The sequence below is a fragment of the Paraglaciecola sp. QJM3NY_14 genome, from assembly GCF_056173245.1.
The window spans coordinates 4,587,501-4,606,540 of the sequence record NZ_CM149664.1 but is presented as its reverse complement, the minus strand read 5'-3'; the positions used below and the strand labels follow the sequence as shown (position 1 = coordinate 4,606,540).

The window sequence follows — 19,040 nt, the reverse complement described above, 5'->3', positions numbered from 1 at the left end:
GAATACAGAATGTTAGCGAAAGAATATCCCTATTATCTTGCGAGCAAAGCGGTGTATGCCAATCGCGATCTGAAAATCACCAATAAGTACACGGGCGAGGTAGCCACGTATGCTGCATTGGCTGATGCTGAGGTGATTGATAAGGCAATAGATGCCGCCGAGAAAGCTCAGCCCCTACTAAACAAGATGGCGCCTTATGAGCGTCAGGCTATTTTAAATCACTGCGTTAAACGTTTTGAAGAGCGCTTTGATGAACTGGCGCATGCCTTGTGTATTGAAGCGGGTAAGCCAATTAAAGATGCCCGCGGTGAAGTGACTCGGTTAATCGATACCTTTAGAATTGCCGCCGAAGAATCAGTGCGCATGAAAGGTGAAGTGCTTAATCTAGAAATCACCCCTCGAGCGAAAGGTTACCAAGGCCAGTATAAACATGTGCCGATTGGGCCATGCTCGTTTATCTCGCCGTTTAACTTTCCGTTGAATTTAGCGGCGCATAAAATAGCCCCTGCGCTAGCAGTAGGGTGTGCTTTTGTGATGAAACCAGCGAGCCGTACACCTCTTGGGGCCATTATCATAGGTGAAATTTTAGCGGAAACGGATTTACCAGAAGGGGCGTTTTCGATACTACCGTGCAGCCGTGACGGCGCTGACTTATTTACTACCGACGAGCGCTTTAAATTGCTTAGCTTTACCGGTTCACCTCAAGTGGGGTGGGAGCTAAAAGCTAAAGCCGGTAAAAAGCCCGTCATTTTGGAACTAGGCGGTAATGCTGCTTGCGTGGTCGATGAAGACACAGACCTTGACGATGCCATCGAACGCATTATTTTTGGTGCCTATTATCAGTCAGGGCAAAGCTGTATCAGCGTGCAACGTATATTGGTGCATGAAAAACTGTATGGCGAGTTTAAGCAGCGCTATACGGAAAAAGTGGCTAATTTGGTTCACGGCGATCCCCTTGATGAAGATACCTTCATCGGGCCTATGATTTCTGAATCTGAAGCTGAGCGTTTAGATGATTGGATCCAAGAAGCGGTGAAAAATGGCGCGACCGTATTGGCCGGCGGTGAACGCGATGGTGCTATGTTGCAAGCTACTTTGCTTGAAGGCGTGGCGCACGATGCAACGGTTAATTCAGAGGAAGCATTTGGTCCTGTATCTATCATTAGTTCGTTCAGTGATTTTGATGAAGCATTAAAAGAAGTGAACAACAGCCAGTTTGGTTTACAAGCCGGTATTTTCACACGTGACATCTACAAGGCGCACAAAGCGTGGGATGAGTTAGATGTTGGCGGCGTGGTGATTGGGGATGTGCCAAGCTGGCGTGTGGATAACATGCCCTATGGCGGCGTGAAGGAGTCAGGGCTAGGACGTGAAGGTATTACCTATGCCATGGACGACATGACTGAAATACGTTTGATGGTACTCAGAACCCCTCAGTAGCACGGATTACGAGTTATAAAGGCGTCTTTCGACGCCTTTTTCGTACCTGAACGCTTTACATTTAGGGGATTGTCACGAGAAGTAGTCATGTAAAATTTTACGGGTGAATTCTTTTCTTAAATAGAATCCTCTAGGGCGGGTTTGAATGATTTGGCCATTTTTCCCTATAGCATCGGTTAAGACGCTGCCGTTCGCGGCTTTAGGGCGTAACTGCATATATTCACCATAGCGCGCGGTCACCTTTTCAATGTCCCCCATGGCAATCATGTCCATTATTTCCTCCCAATCTTGGCGCAAATACGCTTCTTGTTGACCTTGTAAGGACCATAAAAATGGTGTGCCTATAACGCGCTCGCTTGGGGGGATGTCGCGCCTGCCATCTATGGGAACCCACAAGACTTTATTTAGCTTATTGCGCACGCTACTGGTGGCCCAGTGAATACCTGCCACATCAACTAAATGCGCATAACAAACATAAGTCGTTTCAAGAGGATACCCGTTTACGTCAATGGGGATAGTTTTGAGTTCAACGCCGATATTGGCAAAATCTTGCTGCGCTTTTGAGCCCGCTTCGGCACCTAGAGCCAGCTCAAGTAGCTGACCACTCCAGCCTTTTTCACGCTTAAAATCGTTGGGAACACGAATATTCTTGCTTTGTGCTAACTCGCCTAAGGTCAGCCCTGCCAGTGATCCAGCGCGTTCAAGCAATTCGTCAATACTGTTTGGTGGGGCTTTAATTTGTGATGGATTATTAGACAAACTCGTTCCCCCTTGGCACTTTTACGAATTGAATGCAGCCCTTCACGATAAAAAATTGCGCCGCGTAATAGGTACTCATGACAAGTACGCTTTGCAAAGGTAACGGCGTGATAAAGGCATTAATGGCCAATAAACTATCAGATACCACAAACAACAATGCGCCTAAGCGTAATGCATATCCCTGCGTATTCGCTGCAAGCGCACTGATAAACATTACACTTATGACAACAAAATAGCCCATTACCGGCAGTTGAAGCGAGCCGACCGCAGGTAGCAGCAGAAATAGCATGGCCACTAAATACGCCGAAAATAAACTGACGGTGAGGAAATTTAGACGGTCAAGGTTTCGCCAACGAAACAAGAATATCGAGTATAAAATGTGTGCTAAGGCAAATGCACTAAGGCCCAGTATGAAACTGTGCTTGAGAGGCAAGGCAAGTAGCATATCGCCCGCGGTGCTGGACAATATGCCCGCTATTAACCACCATCTTGCTGGCAAATCTGTTTGTTTTCCCGCGATGACGCTTAGCAGTAATATCGGGGCCGCTTTATGTAGGAAGCTCCACGAATAGGTCGTTGTCAGCGTACTTGTTATGTAGCTTAGGGCTAAGAGCCAGTAAATTGTTGTGATTATTCTATGCATAGTCAGTAGTTTATGGAAGAATGCCAATCAATAAAAGAATTGAATTCTCGGGAGTCTAAGTGATTGATGCCGAAGGATTCCGCGCCAACGTTGGCATAGTGATTTGCAATAGCTTAGGTCAGGTCTTTTGGGCCCGCCGCTATGGTCAACATTCTTGGCAGTTTCCGCAAGGCGGAATCGATGAAGGTGAAACTGCTGAACAAACCATGTACCGCGAACTTTATGAGGAAGTTGGCCTAAAACCAGAACACGTAAAAATTTTAGCGGTAACCAAAAATTGGTTGCGATACAAATTACCAAAGCGCTTGATCCGTCAGGGCAGCGCACCTGTTTGTATTGGGCAAAAGCAAAAATGGTTTTTGTTACAACTGACCTGCAAAGAGCAAGACGTTGATTTGCTGCAATCTGGTCATCCTGAATTTGATGACTGGCGCTGGGTTAGTTTTTGGTATCCAGTACGTAATGTGGTGTCTTTCAAACGTGAAGTGTACCGCAGAGCAATGAAAGAGTTTGCGCCTACGGCAATGGCACTGAGCAGTAAACCGGCCCAAGGCCAAAGAAGTAAACGTAGACGCAAAAACTAAAGGGTTAATATGTTAACCAAGCTAAAACGCATCGTTAAAGAGGTCAATCAAACTCCCGTCCTAGATGATGCGCTTAGCGGTGTGGCAAAGAGTCTTAAAGAGGCCATCAAGGTCGACTCTGTCAGCATATATTTAGCCAACTACGAAAAGCAGCACTTTACGCTGCGAGCCACAGAAGGCCTGGCGAAATCTGCTATTGGAAATGTATCGATAGGGTTTTCTGAAGGGCTGATAGGCTTGATTGGCCAGCGCGAAGAGCCAATCAACATTAGTAATGCGCAAACCCACCCCAGATTTAAACATTATCCTGAAGTACAAGAAGAGCAATATCACGCCTTTTTAGGTGCGCCTATTATTCATCAACGAAAAGTATTGGGCGTGCTGACACTACAACAGCAACGAAAGCGTCTTTTTAGCCAAGATGAAGAAGCGTTCCTAGTGACACTCGCAATGCAGTTGGCCGTTGAAATTGTTAATGCTGAAGCCCGTGGCCGATTTAGCTTGAGCGATGACCACCCTGAACAAAATGAGATCAAAAGTGTCAAGGGGGTGCCGGGCTCTTCGGGTTTAGCGGCCGGGGTTGGCGTGGTACAAAATTTACTGGTTAATCTACGCAACCACGTACCAAAACGCAGTGGCGATCGGGAAACCCAAATACAGAATTATCGCTCTGCGGTTATGCAAACTCGGGAGCAAGTTGAGGTCTTATCTCAGCGAATTCAAGGAGAGGTGCCCGATGACGTGCAAGCTATTTTCACCCTTTACCACCATCTACTGGATGCGAACAGCTTAGGCCGTGAAGTAGAGCAGAAAATAACACTTGGATGGGATGCTGCAACGTCTTTAAAAATGGTGGTTGAAAACTATATCACTCAGTTCCAAGGCATGAGCGATGCCTATATGCGTGAACGCGCAGTGGATGTAGAAGATCTTTCCAATCGCATTTTAGCGAATCTCCTTAATCTTGATACCAGCCGTTTAACGCGCGAAGAGCTGCCAGTAAAATGTATTTTGGTAGCAGAAGAGCTGACGGCGACCATGCTTGCTGAGTTCCCTAAAGGTAAGCTCTGCGGCCTGATTTCGATTCGTGGCTCTAGTAACTCTCATGCAGCAATAATGGCTAGAGCATTGGGTGTTCCCGCGGTTATGGGGGTGACAGGTGTTCCACTATCCCTACTCGATAACAAAGACATTTTACTGGATGGTTACACCGGCGGGATTATTGTTTCGCCTAATCAGACCATTGAACGAGAATTCCAGCAGCTTATACATGAAGAAAAGCTGTTAAGTGATAAAATTCTTGCACAAGACGACCTGCCAGCCGTAACGAAAGATAATTGCTTGCTGAGCCTATTGGTAAATGCAGGGCTGTCGGCCGATATCGAAAATACCTACTCTAGTTACGCCGATGGTGTGGGGCTATTTCGTACTGAAATTCCGTTTATGATGCGTCAGCGTTTCCCTACCGAAAAAGAGCAAGTTGAACTTTATAGAGCAATGTTAAGCGCTGAGCCAGACAAACCTTTCACCATGCGTACGTTAGATGTAGGCGGTGACAAGCCTTTGCCGTATTTCCCTATGACTGAGGAAAACCCTTTTCTGGGCTGGCGAGGTATCCGCTTAACACTTGACCATCCAGAGGTGTTTTTGGTGCAAATTCGCGCCATGTTACGCGCCAGTATCGGGTTGCAAAACTTGCAAATTATGTTGCCTATGATCACATCGGTAAGTGAAGTGCTAGAAGCCAAGAGGTTAATAAGTCAGGCCTTTTTTGAAGTGCAAGAAGAGGCGAAAGTTCAAGATGGTACGCTGTATCATCCTAAAATTGGTGTGATGCTTGAAGTGCCGGCGGTTATTTATCAACTGCCTCAGTTAGCAAAAATTGTCGACTTCTTTTCAGTAGGCAGCAATGATTTAACCCAGTATTTGCTGGCAGTCGATAGAAATAATGCGCGGGTTTCTGAGCTGTATGATAGCTATCATCCGGCTGTGTTAGCAGCGCTGTACAATATTGCGCAGCAAGCCAACGACTTAAACGTACCCATTACTTTATGTGGTGAATTGGCCGGGGAGCCTGGCGGAACAATCCTATTAATGGCGATGGGATACCGAAAACTAAGTATGAACAGTCATAGCTTACTCAAAATAAAATGGGTTGCCCGCAGCGCTAATTTGAATGATGCGAAAGCATTACTTAATGAAGTGTTAACCATGAGCGACCCGAAAGACGTGCGCGAACGGGTAAACCTTTATCTTGAATCGATTGGTCTTGGCGGCTTGATCCGCGCGGGTATTTAGCGGGAGTAATAAAAGTGGATCCTGCATTACTTATATTCTTGGTATGTACCTTATTAGGTGCGTTCGTTGGCTTATTCGCTGGGCTGTTGGGCATAGGCGGAGGGCTCATTATCGTGCCTTCTTTACTGTATCTGCTTACCGAATACGTACACCTACCGTTAAAAGTTGCCATGCCAATGGCGATTGCTACGTCCTTGTCTACTATCGTGTTAACTGCTATTTCTTCATCAAGAGCACACTATAAGTTAGGTAACTTGCGCCAGTTCTATTTGCTTTGGACAGGCTTGGGTATTTCAGTAGGAGCGATAATCGGCCCTCAGTTTGCTACCGTCATTTCAGCACAATCATTAAAAACGTTATTTGCCACCTTGGTGCTGCTTATTGCAGTGCAAATGGTGTTCTTGGGCAACAAAAATGCGAAACGAGACGTGACGAAACAACTGTTGCTATTGATTGGTGTCATAACTGGTTGCATTTCCTCAGTTATGGGAATCGGTGGGGGTGCTATCATGGTGCCCGCGTTATTGTGGTGTCGGGTTGATGTGCGAGCAGCAATTGGTTGTGCTGCATTTAGTGGCTTAGTCATCGCGTTGTTTGGCTCCGCCAGTTTTATCGTTGCAGGCTGGAATAACGAACATTTACCCCAGTGGTCTGTGGGCTTCATTTATTTGCCCGCCACCTTTGGGATAGTGTTGACGTCAGTGTTTACTGCCAACATAGGGGCGAAATTAGGCCGCTCCTTGGACACGAAACTTTTAAAGAAAATTTTTGCCGGCTTTTTAGTCATTGTTAGTCTACGAATGTTATTAGGATAAAAATTCAACATGGTAAGTAGTTATTTTACATTTCCACAAATAGACCCAATCATCTTTAGTATTGGGCCCTTAAGCTTGCGCTGGTACGGCTTAATGTATTTGGTGGGATTTGCCGCTGCGTTTTGGTTGGCTGGCGTGCGTTTATCACGCACTAATTGGACAAAAGAGCAACTAAGCGATTTATTATTCTGGGGCTTTTTAGGCGTTATTTTAGGAGGGCGAATTGGCTACGTACTCTTTTATCAATTCGAGTTATTCCTCTCTGATCCCTTATATTTATTTAAAATTTGGACTGGGGGCATGTCTTTCCATGGCGGCTTGTTGGGTGTTATTGCTGCACTTTGGTGGTTCTCGCGAAAAGCAAAATGTACTTTTTTACAAGTGGGTGATTTTATCGCGCCCTTAGTGCCCATTGGTTTAGGGGCTGGGCGTATCGGTAACTTCATCAATGCCGAGCTATGGGGGCGTACTACGGATGTGTCCTGGGGCGTTATTTTCCCTGGAGCCGGGCCCTTACCCCGCCACCCTTCACAATTGTACGAATTCGCTCTTGAAGGCGTCGTTTTGTTCTTAATACTATGGCTTTATTCCCGCAAGCCTCGGCCTATTGGCGCGGTAAGTGGTTTATTCTTATTAGGGTACGGCAGCTTTCGGTTTTTTGTGGAGTTCTTCCGAGAGCCGGACCAGCACATAGGTTTGTACGAAGGGGCATTCTCTCTGGGAATTTCACAGGGGCAAATATTATCAGCGCCTATGATCATAGGTGGAATTGCGCTGATGTTGTGGGCTGTGCGCCGGAATAAAATGGCAGAGACTGGGGTACCTAAGTCATCTAAAGCCGCTAAAGCTTAATTATTTCTATTTACTGGCTCGCACTCTGTGAGCCAGTTCTTTTGGCCACAGAGCCTACAGTGTTAAACCTATACTTAATTATCACCTCAAAAAATAATCTGCCCAGCTGCTTCTTGTTAGTCTAAATCATCGATGGTCGATTTCTGTTCAGGAGAGAATGATGTTAGATAATTTATTTTCAATGCAAGGCAAGGTATGCGTAGTCACCGGTGGCTCACGGGGTTTGGGGGCTTTTATGGCGCAGGGCTTTTTAGAAGCAGGTGCTAAACGGGTGTATATTACTGCGCGTAAAGCACAGGCGTGTTTAGATGCCGCCGAAGAGCTTAGACAATTTGGCGATTGTGTGGCACTCGTGGGTGATGTTGCAACCAGCGAAGGTGTGATGGATTTGGTCAAGCAGCTAAATGAACGCGAGCAGCATATTGATGTGTTGGTGAACAATGCGGGCACGGCTTGGGGGGCACCATTTGGCCAATTCCCTGAAAAGGGCTGGGACAAGGTGATGGATTTAAACGTGAAAAGCCCATTCTTTTTAACCCAAGCGTTAACGCCATTGCTTGAAAAGAATGCGAGCAAGGACAGTACGTCTGCCGTGATTAATATCGGCTCTATCGCGGGGATTGTAGGCAACGGGCTTGATAATTACAGCTATGCTGTTTCTAAATCTGCAATTCATCAGCTAACCCGGGTTTTAGCCAAAGAATTAGTTGATAAACATATTCGAGTAAACGCCATCGCACCTGGTCGTTTCTATTCAAAGATGACCGAATTTCTGAGTGAAGATAAAGAAGCGTTCGAAGAAGAACTCCAGTCTATACCTATGCGTCGCTGGGGCGAAGCATCTGATATTGCTGGTGTCGCTTTGATGTTAGCAAGCAAAGCGGGTGGCTTCATGACGGGACAAATACTGCCCGTAGACGGAGGCACAACGTTAGTCAATTAACCAATCAAGCTGACAATAAAAAGGGCTAGTAACCTAGCCCTTTTTATTAAATGCGTGAGTGCTAAAGACGCAACTCCGTTTTGCTAATATTACTTACGAGTCGCGCGTAACATCCAAGATGTTTTCTCATGAATTCGCATGCGATCAGACACTAGGGCGGCTGTTGATTCGTCTTCAGCATCTTGAGCCAGCTTCAATACTTCACGAGACGTTCTCACGACTTGCTCATGACCTTTAGTGAGTAAATCAATCATCTCTGATGCTTCAGGTACACCATCCACTTCTTTAATAGAGCTTAGCTTGGCAAATTCTTTATATGTGCCAGGGGCTGCGACATCCAGTGTACGAATACGCTCGGCGATATCATCGACAGCTGTTGCTAATTCTGTGTATTGCTCTTCGAACATCAAATGTAGCTCGCGAAACTGAGGGCCTGTGACGTTCCAGTGAAAATTATGAGTTTGTAAATACAGAGTGTAAGAATCCGCTAATAAAGCCTTTAGTCCATCAGCAATTTTTATTCTGTTTGTTTCATTGATACCAATATCGATCGTTGTCATGCCTAACTCCCTAGGTTCAAAAATAAAAGGAACGGTAATTTAAAAATTCTGAATACCCTAATTATATGCGTCGTTAAGCTCCTGTTTACAAGGGGCAATGCAGAAAAATAGTGCAAAAAATATAGCGCTAAAAATATTGCGCTAAAAAGTGAACTGCCCGCATGGGTCTTTATATAGGGAGCATGTGTAAAGGTTATAAATTATACCAATGGTTAACCGATTTATATGACATTTTCATGAACAAATAATCGTCACTAATTGTATAATAAACCATCTAGGAGCTTATATATGCAATTGTTACGTTGGTCTGAGCTGACCGTCTTGTTTTTATGTACCCCACTGTTAATTCTGTTTCTTGTCTCTGACTACGATACTTGGTTAATGCCATTACTCATTTTAATGGGCGGTTATTGCTTACTTTTACTGTGGAAGGACGTTAATTTCAAGCGTTTCCGCTTGTGGCACACCGATGATTTTTGGCGACATCTAGGGGCTACGTTAAAGGTATTCATACCTGCAGCCATCGTTTTGGCGTGTGTTGTCTATTATTTTGCGCCGCACATTTTGTTCAAGTTACCCAGAGAAGACATGCAGTTTTGGCTTATTACGTTAGCGATTTACCCTATCGTTTCAGTGATTCCTCAAGAGCTCATTTTTAGAACCTTCTTTTTTCATCGATACAAACGGATCATTCCGTCAAAAAACACCCGATGGGCGCTCAGTACCGCGAGCTTTTCACTGGCTCACGTCGTGTACGGGAACTGGATTGCAGTGGGCCTGTCTTGTATTGGCGGAGCATTATTCGGTTATCGCTATATGCAGTCCCGGTCTACTTTGGTGGTCGTAATAGAACATTCTCTTTGGGGATCTTATTTGTTTACGCTGGGCGTTGGTGTCTTTTTGCTTACCCAAAACATCTAACTCTGCTGGCTTGATAGCAATGAGGGTAAACCCGCGCATGTTGCGCCATCACTACGCGTTGTTAATAATCTGTTTGTAAAATGCTCATTCTGCGTTAATAAATAAACTTTTTAAAATGCTGTATATGGCTTTTGTACGATTTTACCGCAAAGAACAAGTATTTTATCGACTAATACTGACATTTTCTTAACAAACGCTATATCATCCGCATCCTAATTTTTTGCCTCTCTCACCGAATACCTAAAGTGAGATGAGTTGATTCGTAATGAGATCCTATGAACGTAAATAAAATTCTTTTGGCGGTGGGTTTAAGCACCTTATCTTTAAATACCATGGCGGCGGCTTTTCAATTGTCTGAGCACAGCGCATCAGGACTTGGGCGCGCTTTCGCGGGTGATGCAGCGATCGCCGAAAATGCTTCAGTTGTGGCGCGCAATCCCGCTTTAATGTCGCAATTTAGCGAGAGTCAGTTATCGGTAGTGGGTACTTATATTGTTCCAGATGTGAGCTTGACGGGCGAGAGTGCGCCAGATTATTCCAGCGCTGATGCATTGAATGACGACAGCATTGCTCCCGAGGCATTTGTACCTGCAACTTATTATGTCATGCCGCTTGATGACAAGTTTGCATTAGGCTTTGGTTTGTTCTCAAACTTTGGTTTAGCAACTGACTTCGCCGAAGATTACGCCGCAGGCCAGTTGGCGGGCAAGACCGAAATCCTAACGGTTAATTTTAATACAAGCTTGTCATATAAGATAAACGAACAGTTGACTGTTGCTGGTGGGCTGAATGTTGTGTACGCCGATGCCACTATTACTCGTCATTTAGGCGATTTAAGTAATGCTCTATCTGCCCAAGGATTAGTTATTCCATCGAGCACGACGGGACTTGATTTGGAAGGCGATGACTTCGGTTTTGGCTATAACCTAGGCGTAGCCTACGATTTTGATGAAAATTCGCGCTTTGGTTTTCATTATCGCAGTAAGGTCGACATTACCTTTGACGGGACTTATAGCAACGACTTACCACTTATTCCTGGGGTGTTTGACAATGGCCAATCAGGTGCTGTTCAACCTGGAAGCGTGGATTTAGAACTGCCAGCAATCGCGGAGTTTTCAGGTAGTCACCAGTTAGATGATAAATGGGGTGTGCACTACAGCGTGTTGTGGACAAACTGGAGCAGCTTCGAGCGTTTAGAGGCGTATGTCCCTAGCCAGGATGAGCCAGTTTTTGAAAAGGAAGAGAACTTTTCAAATAGTTTCCGTTACGCCATTGGTGCGGATTACCAGTTGAACGCAAAAGTGATGTTACGAGCTGGTATTGCTTACGATGAAACCCCAACTGACTCTCAGTTGTTGTCGATCTCTATTCCTGACACCAATCGTCTATGGATAAGTGCGGGCGCAAACTATTTACTTGATGACAACTCATCTATTGATTTGGGGGTGAGTATCATTCGCGGCCAAGACCGGACCTTCACTGAAGAAGATGATGCTGGTGGTGAATGGGAATTCAATAGTGAAGGGCATGCGTTTATCGTGTCTGCCCAGTATAACTATGCATTCTAATATGCTGTTTTAGCATTCGCTAATGTTGATAAAAGCCGGTTTGGAATTTATTCCCTACCGGCTTTTTCGTTAGGCGAGTATGACAAGCACTGCACCAACTAGAATTAACCCAAGGCCCCACTTGTCAGAACGCTGTAATCGCTCCTTAAACCATTTCGCAGATATCAGTAAGGTAAAGAATATCTCAATCTGGCCTAGGGTTTTAACCAAGGCTACGGTTTCTAAACTCATAGCGGTGAACCAGCCAATTGAGCCGACAAAGCTACAAAAACTGATGATAAAAACCAATTTAGGCTTTAGGCACAAGGCGCGCAAAGTTTGTGGGCTACGAATGAGTAGCCAAAGCAATAGAATGAGGGTTTGTATCAGCAAAACCCAAAATAAGACATATGCTGCGCTTTGTAAAAACGGTAGCTGCGTCATTAGGCTTGCTTCTCGTACCCATAAGGTGGTCAACGCAAAGCATAGTCCGCTGGCTAAGCCGATAAGCAGTGTAGGCCAAGAGATATCCCGCATACCTTTAGGCACACTCATTAACCATACGGCAATGCCGCCTATTATTACGCCACACCAAGCCATTGCTGACAAAGGGGCAGCAAAAAGCAGCGCACCTAAAATGGCAGCAATGACGGCCTCGCTCTTGGCTAACCCCACACCCATTGCATAATTTCGTAAGCGGAAAAGTTTGACCATTAACGCGGTAGCAAAAATTTGCGATATAGCAGCTAGTACTATGGCGAGATAGAACTTGGCATTCATTTGTGGGACGGTGCTATCCTCAATAGAGAAAAGGATATATGCGTAGAGGGCAGCCATGGGGACGGCAAGAATAAAGCGAGCAAGGGTGACACCTAACGTGTCTACGTCAGCACTGAGGCGCTTTTGAAATGCATTTCGCCATGATTGCATGAACGCAGCCATCACGGTAAACGGGATCCACAAACTCATGTTATCGCCTTTAAGTTTTGCACGGGCAATGCCGAGTTCACGGTAATCAACTCATCTCAATTGAGGATGAATCGAAGCACAGGACGCCAGCAAAAAGAGCTAGCGCCACATGAGTAGGTTAATATCTTTATACTGAAAACGGGTATTTAATTGCTGGATGGTGAGCATAACCCTCAATGCTAAAGTCATCCATAGTGACCCACGTTTCTAAGTCTTCTAATGACTTAATGTCTGGGTTGATGATCAATTTAGGCATACCTAGAGGTTCTCGCTTCAACTGCACGTCACGCATCAACTCTAATTGGTCTTCGTAGATATGGGCGTTGACTATTTTGTGGTACGCCATACCCGCTTTTTTACCGGTGATCTGCGCCACAATCGCCAGCAAGAAGTAAACCTGAACCATATTGAAATTTAGCCCAAGGGGCACATCACAACTGCGCTGTGTGCTGTTTAAATACAAAGTATCATCAAGCAAGGAAAAATGATGACTGTACATGCAAGGGCGAAGGCAGCCCATGTAAAATGCACCGGGATGATAAAAAGTGAATATTTCGCCTCTGTCATCAATGCCATTTTTTAAGTCATGAATAATTTTAGCGAGTAGGTCGATGCTTCCACCATCAGGCTTGGGAAAATTACGCCCAATTTTGCCGTAAATTAATCCGCAATCGTCTTCGCCTTTGCGATGAGGGTTGTCTAACCAAGCTTGGTTCTGGTTCGCATTTGCATCCCAGGTTGACGTTCCTATTTTGCGGAAGTCGGCGGCATTGTCATAGCCACGAATATAGCCAATCATTTCCGCAATGGCTGATTTATAAAAACTCTTGCGCGTAGTCACTAAAGGGAATTCACCGTTACCCACGTTGTAGGTGAGATCTGCGTTGATAACGGTAAGGCATTTTTTACCGGTTCTTTCGTTATTCACCCATTTGCCATCGTCAACTATACGTTGGCACAGATCGAGATATTGCTTCATTTTATTTAACGGCTACTTTATTTGAAATGCTAGGGGGATATTATCAGAAATGTGAGGACTTTTTTAACGAAAAATAATAACTCAGTATCTGTTTTTCGGGAGCCTTTATACGACTGATGTCGCCTTGTGGATTGTATTTATTCACTCTAAAATTCATATCTTAGTGTCGTGCTCCAAGGCGTAAAAGATGATGATTCATGCGTTTTCCTCGATTCCCGTTCTAACAATGGAATAAATATCTATATGACAATGTCAGTCCTTATTTGTGATGACTCCGGTTTTGCTCGCCGTCAAATGGCTCGTGCGATACCAGATGGTTGGGATGTGGACATTTACTTTGCCGAAAATGGTAAAGAAGCGCTCAGTGCCATCAAGCAAGGACAAGCTGACGTCATGTTTCTCGATTTGAACATGCCGGTAATGGATGGTTATCAGACTATGCAGGTCGTAAAACAGCAGGACCTGCCTACTCTGGTGATCGTAGTCTCGGGAGATGTTCAACCTGAAGCTCATAAAAAAATGCTGGGCCTTGGTGCTATAGCTTTTATTCCCAAGCCTATCGATAATCAAAAGTTGGGCGAAATTCTACGCCAGTATGGTGTGTATTCAGGTGACATGACCTGTAAGGGGCGTTCTGAAAAAGTTGCTATTGTTGAGCCACATAGTCAGGGCGCAGAGCTTGACGCCTACCGTGAAATGGCAAACGTAGCTATGGGAAGAGCCGGCGAGAATGTTGCTAAGCTGCTTGGGGAGTTTATTCAACTGCCTATCCCTAATGTAAATCTAATTACTAACAACGAATTACACATGGCGATGTCTGACGTGAAAACTAGCGACAGCATATCTGCTGTTTCCCATGGCTTTATCGGCGCTGGAATTAACGGTGAAGCATTGGTGATTTTCAATGATGCCAACATCGCAAATATGGGCAAGTTGTTGAACTACAAACATAATAGCACTGAAGAAGAATCCGAGTTAGAAGTGCTGATGGATATCTCCAATATTATTGTGGGCGCCTGCATCAATGCATTGTCAGAACAACTACATGTCACCTTTAGTCACAATCATCCGATAATTTTAGGGCGCCATTGTGACATTGACCAAGTGCTTGAGAGCAATCATCAGCGCTGGGATAAAATTCTCGCAATTGAAATAGCCTATGCGATTAAATCCCACGATATTCAGTTTGATTTGTTGTTGCTGTTTCCTGGCAATGCAATGGAATTGGTTTACGCAAAACTTGTTACGGTTACCCAATAGGAGTTGCATCAGTGCAAGATATGAAAGAGTTAGCTGAAATGCATTGGAAGCACGATTTACTTGGCTCCATTGAAGTAGGCATAGTGGTGGTTGACAGGGAATTTCTGGTAATGGTGTGGAACTTGTTTATGGAGAACCACAGCAATATCGCGCCGAGTACGATCCGAGGTACATCTCTATTTACGCACTTTCCTGAAATCGACGAAACTTGGCTAAGGGCCAAGGTCGAACCTGTTTTTTCCATGAAAAGCCCGGTTTTTGTTATCTGGGAACAGCGCCCTTTTCTTTTTCGGTTTGGGGCTAATCGACCTATTACTTCACCCTCTAAGTTTATGTACCAAAACATCACCATATTTCCATTGGCCTCTTTATCGGGGCAAGTAGAACAAGTGTGTATCGTGGTGTATGACGTAACCGATCAGGCTGTAAGTAAGCAGGCAGTTGATGAACTCAACAGTGAGTTGCAGCGATTAAGCCGAATAGATGGTCTAACAGGCATTTTTAACCGCCGCTATTGGGAAGAGCAATTTAGTCGCGAATTTAAACGAAATTTGCGTAAGCCGAGTCAGTCGTCAGTCATCATGTTAGACATAGATAATTTTAAAAAAATCAATGATAACTATGGTCACCCTGCGGGCGATGAAGTGATACGCCAACTCGCAAAGCTGATCGAGGATGTTACAAGAGAAACAGATATCTGTGGCCGTTATGGCGGTGAAGAATTTACAATTTTATTACCCGATACTGCCTCACAAAATGTCATGGTTCTTGCTCAACGTATCAGAGAGACTGTGGAAAATCTCAAAATTGAGTATGAACAACAGACTATTTCCTTTACAGTCAGCCTAGGAATAGCGCAATTTTCCCCTGTATTTGAACAACATATACAGTGGCTAGAAAGTGCTGATAAAGCCCTATATCAAGCGAAAATTAGCGGCCGTAATCGGGTGATTATTGCTTAAAGTAAACGCTTAAGTCAGAGTATAATTAAAAGAATATCTAGTTGTTATGAATAATAAAACGTTACGCCAGGCGTTGTTAAATAAGCGCATGCTTATTTGTATTTGCACTGGTTTTTCCTCCGGTCTTCCCCTTTATTTATTGATTCAATTTGTGCCAGCTTGGCTTCGCTCAGCTGACATTGATTTGTCTACTATCGGCTTGATTAATCTCGTCCTGTTTCCTTACACTTGGAAATTTATCTGGTCCCCAGTCATGGACCGCTTCGTGGTACCTATGCTCGGCAGGCGACGAGGCTGGATGTTCATTACCCAAGTGGCGCTGATTGTGTTGATGAGTATGTTGTCTTTTTATGACCCTGCAACAGACATCAGCCATATTATAGTGATTGTCGCGGCTATCGCTTTTTTCAGCGCCAGCCAAGATATTGTTATTGATGCCTATCGCCGAGAATTACTACCGGACGATGAATTGGGAGCTGGGAACGGCTTTTATGCTCAGGCGTATCGCATCTCTTCATTTGTACCCGGTTCGTTAGCGATGATTTTAGCGGGCTTCTATCCTTGGTCAGTGGCGCATATGAGCATTGCTGTATTTATGTTGGTCGGTCTAGTGACCACGCTAATGATTAACGAAACATCCAAAGCAGGGGACGAACCACAGACACTGCGCTCAGCGGTGGTAGAGCCTTTTGTGGAGTTTTTTCAGCGTCAAGGTTGGCAGCAAGCGGTACTTATCTTACTGTTTATCATGTTTTATAAACTAGGCGACAGTATGGCCACCGCCCTAGAAACGCCATTCTTTCTAGATATGGGGTTTTCCACGGTAGAAATAGGCTCAATTGCGAAAATAGCCAAAACTATTGGAGCAACAGCGGGGACAATTCTTGGGGGGGTAGCCATGATCAAACTGGGTATCAATCGAAGCTTGTGGGTGTTTGGCGTGTTTCAATTGATATCTATTTTGGGTTACGTCATGTTATCCATGGTGGGGTATAACCATCTTGTGTTGGCGATTGCTAGTGGCTTTGAATATTTTGGCGTTGGGCTGGGCTCCGTAGCGCTTATCGCGTTTATGGCTAAATCGACTAATCGCCATTTTACTGCTACACAGTTCGCTTTGTTTTCAAGTATTGCGGCGGTGCCACGCACATTTGTAAGCGCCACGACAGGTTATGTTATCGAAGCGGTGGGTTACACCCAGTTTTTTATTATCTGTTTTGTGTGCGCTATTCCAGGAATGTTAATGCTGCTAAAAATAGCACCATGGAATGCAATTAAAAGCGAGGAAACACAACCATAACGGTAATCCGTTAAGGTCGTGAGCCTAAATATTCATAAGGAAATGGATACTCATCTTCGCTTTCTAAGAAGTTAACGCATAAGTCTAAATCACTGCGTAAATTGGAGTCTTCTCGTAAGGTTTTTTCTGGCCAAAAATGTAACTGGTGAAGCACATACCAAAACACGCGCTCCTGCTGCGAACTTGGTTGATCCGCTAAATGGCTGACTTGAGACCATTCCTCCATCGTATCCCAGAAATACAAGTCTAATTCTTTGTAAACTATGCGGTTGTTCCAGAAGGCTCGAACAAAATATGCGAGTTGCTGAGACTTAACATTTAAAAACTTTTGTACACTTATCACTGCCTAATACCCTCGTATCAATAAGTCGAACTAGACAAAAGTATAGTGTTTTATAGTGATTATGTTTGGTCTTTACCCAAAAAATGCGGCAGATTTAAGCTATCTTTTTGAAATAAAGAATGTTTTATCCGAGTACTACAATGTATTTCTCGCCTCACCAGCCTAAATAATGCAACCAGCCGTATATTTCTTTACTCACAAACGCGCTGTCTGAAAAGGTGTTAAATGTGTTGGTGAGTTGTCGCTGTCGATAGTCCAGTTTTAGATGTTTGCTGGCATCAATTCCGCGTTGAGTTGCACTCATTAAACTCCAATTATTATCTTGAGGACTATAAATATCGAGTAATGGCATTTCTGTCACTGCTGTGTAATTCGCAATGAGCGCATTCAAGTTGCGCTGGGGCCAAAAAGGACTGATTGTCACTAGGGCATCAGGGCTGGGAATTTGTTTTTCAGCATATATCTTTATCAACCAAGCGGCGCTAGTGCCTTGGGCGATAATGAGTCTAAAACCAGAGTAACTCTGAGCCCTAGCCATTGCCGCCTGCATCAATCCCCGTAGCTCTTGTTCATGTTGCAAGAAGTGTCCATTGCTTATCTGGTGTAACTGATACTGAGGGGATGCAGGTGAGCTATTAGCTGGGGTAGGCGTTTCCTGCGCGGCCTCGGTTTCATCATTTGCTGTATTATCTTGCGATTCGTCAGTCGCCGACTCTTGAGATTGAGAATCTGGTGCGGTCGTTTTTTCATCGGCCAAATCGGGCTCAAACCCAATTGTTGGCGGCGTTATTTGCATAGTCACCCAACCTAAATCATTGAGATATTGGGTAAGCATGGCTAAGTTTTGCTGACTCGAAGGAGGGCGGCCTGTTTCGCCAACTAATATGGCGACGCCATTTAAGTTGGATGTGGTGTTTTGTGACTCAATGATTACCGTAGGCTTGTTATTCGCTTGTAGAATTTTAGCCTTGTCGGGGAACAATTGACGTTGTACATCTGTCAGGGTGCTGGCGCTTGTCATGCTTGGTACAAGCAGCATGCAACCTAACGCAACGTTGTGCATGAAAGCGTGAAGGGCAGGTATGCAGATGTCATCCAAAAATATCTTGGATCTGTTAAAAAATGAGATGTTCATAGAAACCAAATTTCCCTCGCCATAGCCTGTTATCGGGCGCGAAATAGAGGAACTTTAGTAAAGGCGACATTAAAAAGGAACTGGGGCGTGAAAATCCACTGACGCGTTCGTCGCAGGGTGGGTAAAACCCAAGGTTTGAGCGTGCAATTTTAGCCTGTTAGCCATGGCCAACGCGGCAGAGTGAGCATACAGACGATCCCCTAAGATAGGATGCCCTAAGCTCAACATGTGTACTCTTAGTTGATGGGAGCGCCCTGTTACTGGCGTTAATTCCATTCGCGTCGTGTCGTCATTTCGCTCTAAAACGCGCCAATGAGTTAATGACGGTTTGCCTCTTTGCTGACAGACCATTTGTTTAGGCCTGTTAGGCCAATCACATATTAGCGGCAAATCGACACTACCCCTTTCGCCATTGACTTGACCAAATACTCTGGCGATATAGGTTTTACGTGTTTGACGCAGTTCAAACTGCTTTGATAGTTGACGATGAGTGTCTTTATCAAGGGCCATGACTAATAAACCTGATGTGGCCATGTCTAAACGATGAACAATACGGGCAGTAGGATAAACCCGCTGCACCCGCAATTCTAAGCTGTCTTTATGCTCTAGGGCCTTGCCCGGTACAGTCAATAAACCACTTGGTTTATTGAGTACCAACACATATTCATCCTTAAACACAATCTGTAAATATGGCCGCGTGGGCGGCGCATAATTGACTATGGCCATAAAC

General features: G+C 44.7%; 19 protein-coding genes. 11 read left to right on the top strand and 8 right to left on the bottom strand.

Annotation, left to right across the window (positions count from 1 at the left end):
- Positions 1-9 precede the first annotated feature (9 nt).
- Entirely contained in the window at positions 10-1,440 is a 1,431-nt protein-coding gene (locus AC0VYA_RS19570) for an aldehyde dehydrogenase family protein (RefSeq protein ID WP_475489387.1), read from the top strand.
- A gap of 72 nt (positions 1,441-1,512) precedes the next feature.
- Here AC0VYA_RS19570 and mutH read toward each other — a convergent pair whose 3' ends face one another.
- Positions 1,513-2,199, bottom strand: coding sequence for a DNA mismatch repair endonuclease MutH (gene mutH, locus AC0VYA_RS19565; protein ID WP_475489386.1), 687 nt, complete (start codon positions 2,197-2,199; stop codon positions 1,513-1,515).
- Positions 2,192-2,842, bottom strand: coding sequence for a lysoplasmalogenase (locus AC0VYA_RS19560; RefSeq protein WP_475489385.1), 651 nt, complete (start codon positions 2,840-2,842; stop codon positions 2,192-2,194). Before AC0VYA_RS19560 ends, mutH begins: the two co-directional genes overlap by 8 nt.
- A 59-nt stretch (positions 2,843-2,901) precedes the next feature.
- On the opposite strand from AC0VYA_RS19560, the gene rppH reads away from it, so the two are divergent.
- The 5 genes from rppH (at position 2,902) to AC0VYA_RS19535 (ending at position 8,334) form a co-directional block, all read left to right on the top strand.
- Positions 2,902-3,426, top strand: a complete 525-nt coding sequence (gene rppH, locus AC0VYA_RS19555; protein ID WP_006994712.1) for an RNA pyrophosphohydrolase — start codon at positions 2,902-2,904, stop codon at positions 3,424-3,426.
- A gap of 9 nt (positions 3,427-3,435) precedes the next feature.
- Positions 3,436-5,724 (top strand): phosphoenolpyruvate--protein phosphotransferase, encoded by a 2,289-nt coding sequence (ptsP, locus tag AC0VYA_RS19550; RefSeq protein WP_475489384.1) that lies wholly within the window; start codon positions 3,436-3,438, stop codon positions 5,722-5,724.
- 14 nt (positions 5,725-5,738) lie between these two features.
- On the top strand, positions 5,739-6,539 hold the full coding sequence (locus tag AC0VYA_RS19545) for a sulfite exporter TauE/SafE family protein (RefSeq protein ID WP_011576553.1): 801 nt from the start codon (positions 5,739-5,741) through the stop codon (positions 6,537-6,539).
- 9 nt (positions 6,540-6,548) lie between these two features.
- Entirely contained in the window at positions 6,549-7,391 is an 843-nt protein-coding gene (lgt, locus tag AC0VYA_RS19540) for a prolipoprotein diacylglyceryl transferase (RefSeq protein WP_475489383.1), read from the top strand.
- A 160-nt stretch (positions 7,392-7,551) separates the two neighbouring features.
- Entirely contained in the window at positions 7,552-8,334 is a 783-nt protein-coding gene (locus tag AC0VYA_RS19535; protein ID WP_475491100.1) for a RhlG family 3-oxoacyl-ACP reductase, read from the top strand.
- Positions 8,335-8,423: 89 nt separating this feature from the next.
- On the opposite strand, the gene AC0VYA_RS19530 is transcribed toward AC0VYA_RS19535, so the two are convergent.
- The gene (locus tag AC0VYA_RS19530; RefSeq protein WP_006994717.1) at positions 8,424-8,894 is read right to left on the bottom strand and encodes a Dps family protein; all 471 of its coding nucleotides are present in this window, start codon (positions 8,892-8,894) and stop codon (positions 8,424-8,426) included.
- A 288-nt stretch (positions 8,895-9,182) separates the two neighbouring features.
- Between AC0VYA_RS19530 and AC0VYA_RS19525 the strand changes: the two genes are divergently transcribed.
- Together AC0VYA_RS19525 and AC0VYA_RS19520 are read left to right on the top strand one after the other, a co-directional pair.
- The gene (locus tag AC0VYA_RS19525; protein WP_041714112.1) at positions 9,183-9,815 is read left to right on the top strand and encodes a CPBP family intramembrane glutamic endopeptidase; all 633 of its coding nucleotides are present in this window, start codon (positions 9,183-9,185) and stop codon (positions 9,813-9,815) included.
- Positions 9,816-10,090: 275 nt separating this feature from the next.
- Positions 10,091-11,383 carry an outer membrane protein transport protein gene (locus AC0VYA_RS19520; RefSeq protein ID WP_475489382.1) on the top strand — a complete coding sequence of 431 codons (1,293 nt, stop codon included), beginning with the start codon at positions 10,091-10,093 and terminating at the stop codon, positions 11,381-11,383.
- Positions 11,384-11,452: 69 nt separating this feature from the next.
- Here AC0VYA_RS19520 and AC0VYA_RS19515 read toward each other — a convergent pair whose 3' ends face one another.
- Positions 11,453-12,331, bottom strand: a complete 879-nt coding sequence (locus AC0VYA_RS19515) for an EamA family transporter (protein ID WP_475489381.1) — start codon at positions 12,329-12,331, stop codon at positions 11,453-11,455.
- A gap of 127 nt (positions 12,332-12,458) precedes the next feature.
- Complete coding sequence (locus AC0VYA_RS19510) at positions 12,459-13,310, bottom strand: thymidylate synthase (RefSeq protein ID WP_475489380.1); 852 nt, start codon at positions 13,308-13,310, stop codon at positions 12,459-12,461.
- Between the two features lie 243 nt (positions 13,311-13,553).
- On the opposite strand from AC0VYA_RS19510, the gene AC0VYA_RS19505 reads away from it, so the two are divergent.
- From AC0VYA_RS19505 to AC0VYA_RS19495, 3 genes are read left to right on the top strand one after another with little or no spacing between them, the layout of a single operon-like run.
- Positions 13,554-14,570, top strand: coding sequence for a response regulator (locus AC0VYA_RS19505; protein ID WP_475489379.1), 1,017 nt, complete (start codon positions 13,554-13,556; stop codon positions 14,568-14,570).
- An 11-nt stretch (positions 14,571-14,581) separates the two neighbouring features.
- On the top strand, positions 14,582-15,532 hold the full coding sequence (locus AC0VYA_RS19500; RefSeq protein ID WP_475489378.1) for a GGDEF domain-containing protein: 951 nt from the start codon (positions 14,582-14,584) through the stop codon (positions 15,530-15,532).
- A gap of 46 nt (positions 15,533-15,578) precedes the next feature.
- Positions 15,579-16,832 carry an AmpG family muropeptide MFS transporter gene (locus AC0VYA_RS19495; RefSeq protein WP_011576543.1) on the top strand — a complete coding sequence of 418 codons (1,254 nt, stop codon included), beginning with the start codon at positions 15,579-15,581 and terminating at the stop codon, positions 16,830-16,832.
- 10 nt (positions 16,833-16,842) lie between these two features.
- On the opposite strand, the gene AC0VYA_RS19490 is transcribed toward AC0VYA_RS19495, so the two are convergent.
- From AC0VYA_RS19490 to rluA, 3 genes are all read right to left on the bottom strand, one after another.
- Positions 16,843-17,175 (bottom strand): hypothetical protein, encoded by a 333-nt coding sequence (locus AC0VYA_RS19490; protein ID WP_011576542.1) that lies wholly within the window; start codon positions 17,173-17,175, stop codon positions 16,843-16,845.
- Between the two features lie 154 nt (positions 17,176-17,329).
- The gene (locus tag AC0VYA_RS19485) at positions 17,330-18,310 is read right to left on the bottom strand and encodes a DUF3530 family protein (protein ID WP_475489377.1); all 981 of its coding nucleotides are present in this window, start codon (positions 18,308-18,310) and stop codon (positions 17,330-17,332) included.
- A gap of 69 nt (positions 18,311-18,379) precedes the next feature.
- Complete coding sequence (gene rluA, locus AC0VYA_RS19480; RefSeq protein ID WP_475489376.1) at positions 18,380-19,036, bottom strand: bifunctional tRNA pseudouridine(32) synthase/23S rRNA pseudouridine(746) synthase RluA; 657 nt, start codon at positions 19,034-19,036, stop codon at positions 18,380-18,382.
- Positions 19,037-19,040 lie beyond the last annotated feature (4 nt).

Bases quoted from the DNA above. Each gene is read 5' to 3' on its own strand.
- ptsP (WP_475489384.1), top strand. From the start codon at position 3,436: ATGTTAACCAAGCTAAAACGCATCGTTAAAGAGGTCAATCAAACTCCC.
- AC0VYA_RS19525 (WP_041714112.1), top strand. From the start codon at position 9,183: ATGCAATTGTTACGTTGGTCTGAGCTGACCGTCTTGTTTTTATGTACC.
- rluA (WP_475489376.1), bottom strand. From the start codon at position 19,036: ATGGCCATAGTCAATTATGCGCCGCCCACGCGGCCATATTTACAGATT.
- AC0VYA_RS19505 (WP_475489379.1), top strand. From the start codon at position 13,554: ATGACAATGTCAGTCCTTATTTGTGATGACTCCGGTTTTGCTCGCCGT.
- AC0VYA_RS19520 (WP_475489382.1), top strand. From the start codon at position 10,091: ATGAACGTAAATAAAATTCTTTTGGCGGTGGGTTTAAGCACCTTATCT.
- AC0VYA_RS19515 (WP_475489381.1), bottom strand. From the start codon at position 12,331: ATGAGTTTGTGGATCCCGTTTACCGTGATGGCTGCGTTCATGCAATCA.
- AC0VYA_RS19570 (WP_475489387.1), top strand. From the start codon at position 10: ATGTTAGCGAAAGAATATCCCTATTATCTTGCGAGCAAAGCGGTGTAT.
- AC0VYA_RS19560 (WP_475489385.1), bottom strand. From the start codon at position 2,842: ATGCATAGAATAATCACAACAATTTACTGGCTCTTAGCCCTAAGCTAC.
- AC0VYA_RS19530 (WP_006994717.1), bottom strand. From the start codon at position 8,894: ATGACAACGATCGATATTGGTATCAATGAAACAAACAGAATAAAAATT.
- lgt (WP_475489383.1), top strand. From the start codon at position 6,549: ATGGTAAGTAGTTATTTTACATTTCCACAAATAGACCCAATCATCTTT.
- AC0VYA_RS19495 (WP_011576543.1), top strand. From the start codon at position 15,579: ATGAATAATAAAACGTTACGCCAGGCGTTGTTAAATAAGCGCATGCTT.
- AC0VYA_RS19535 (WP_475491100.1), top strand. From the start codon at position 7,552: ATGTTAGATAATTTATTTTCAATGCAAGGCAAGGTATGCGTAGTCACC.
- AC0VYA_RS19510 (WP_475489380.1), bottom strand. From the start codon at position 13,310: ATGAAGCAATATCTCGATCTGTGCCAACGTATAGTTGACGATGGCAAA.
- AC0VYA_RS19485 (WP_475489377.1), bottom strand. From the start codon at position 18,310: ATGAACATCTCATTTTTTAACAGATCCAAGATATTTTTGGATGACATC.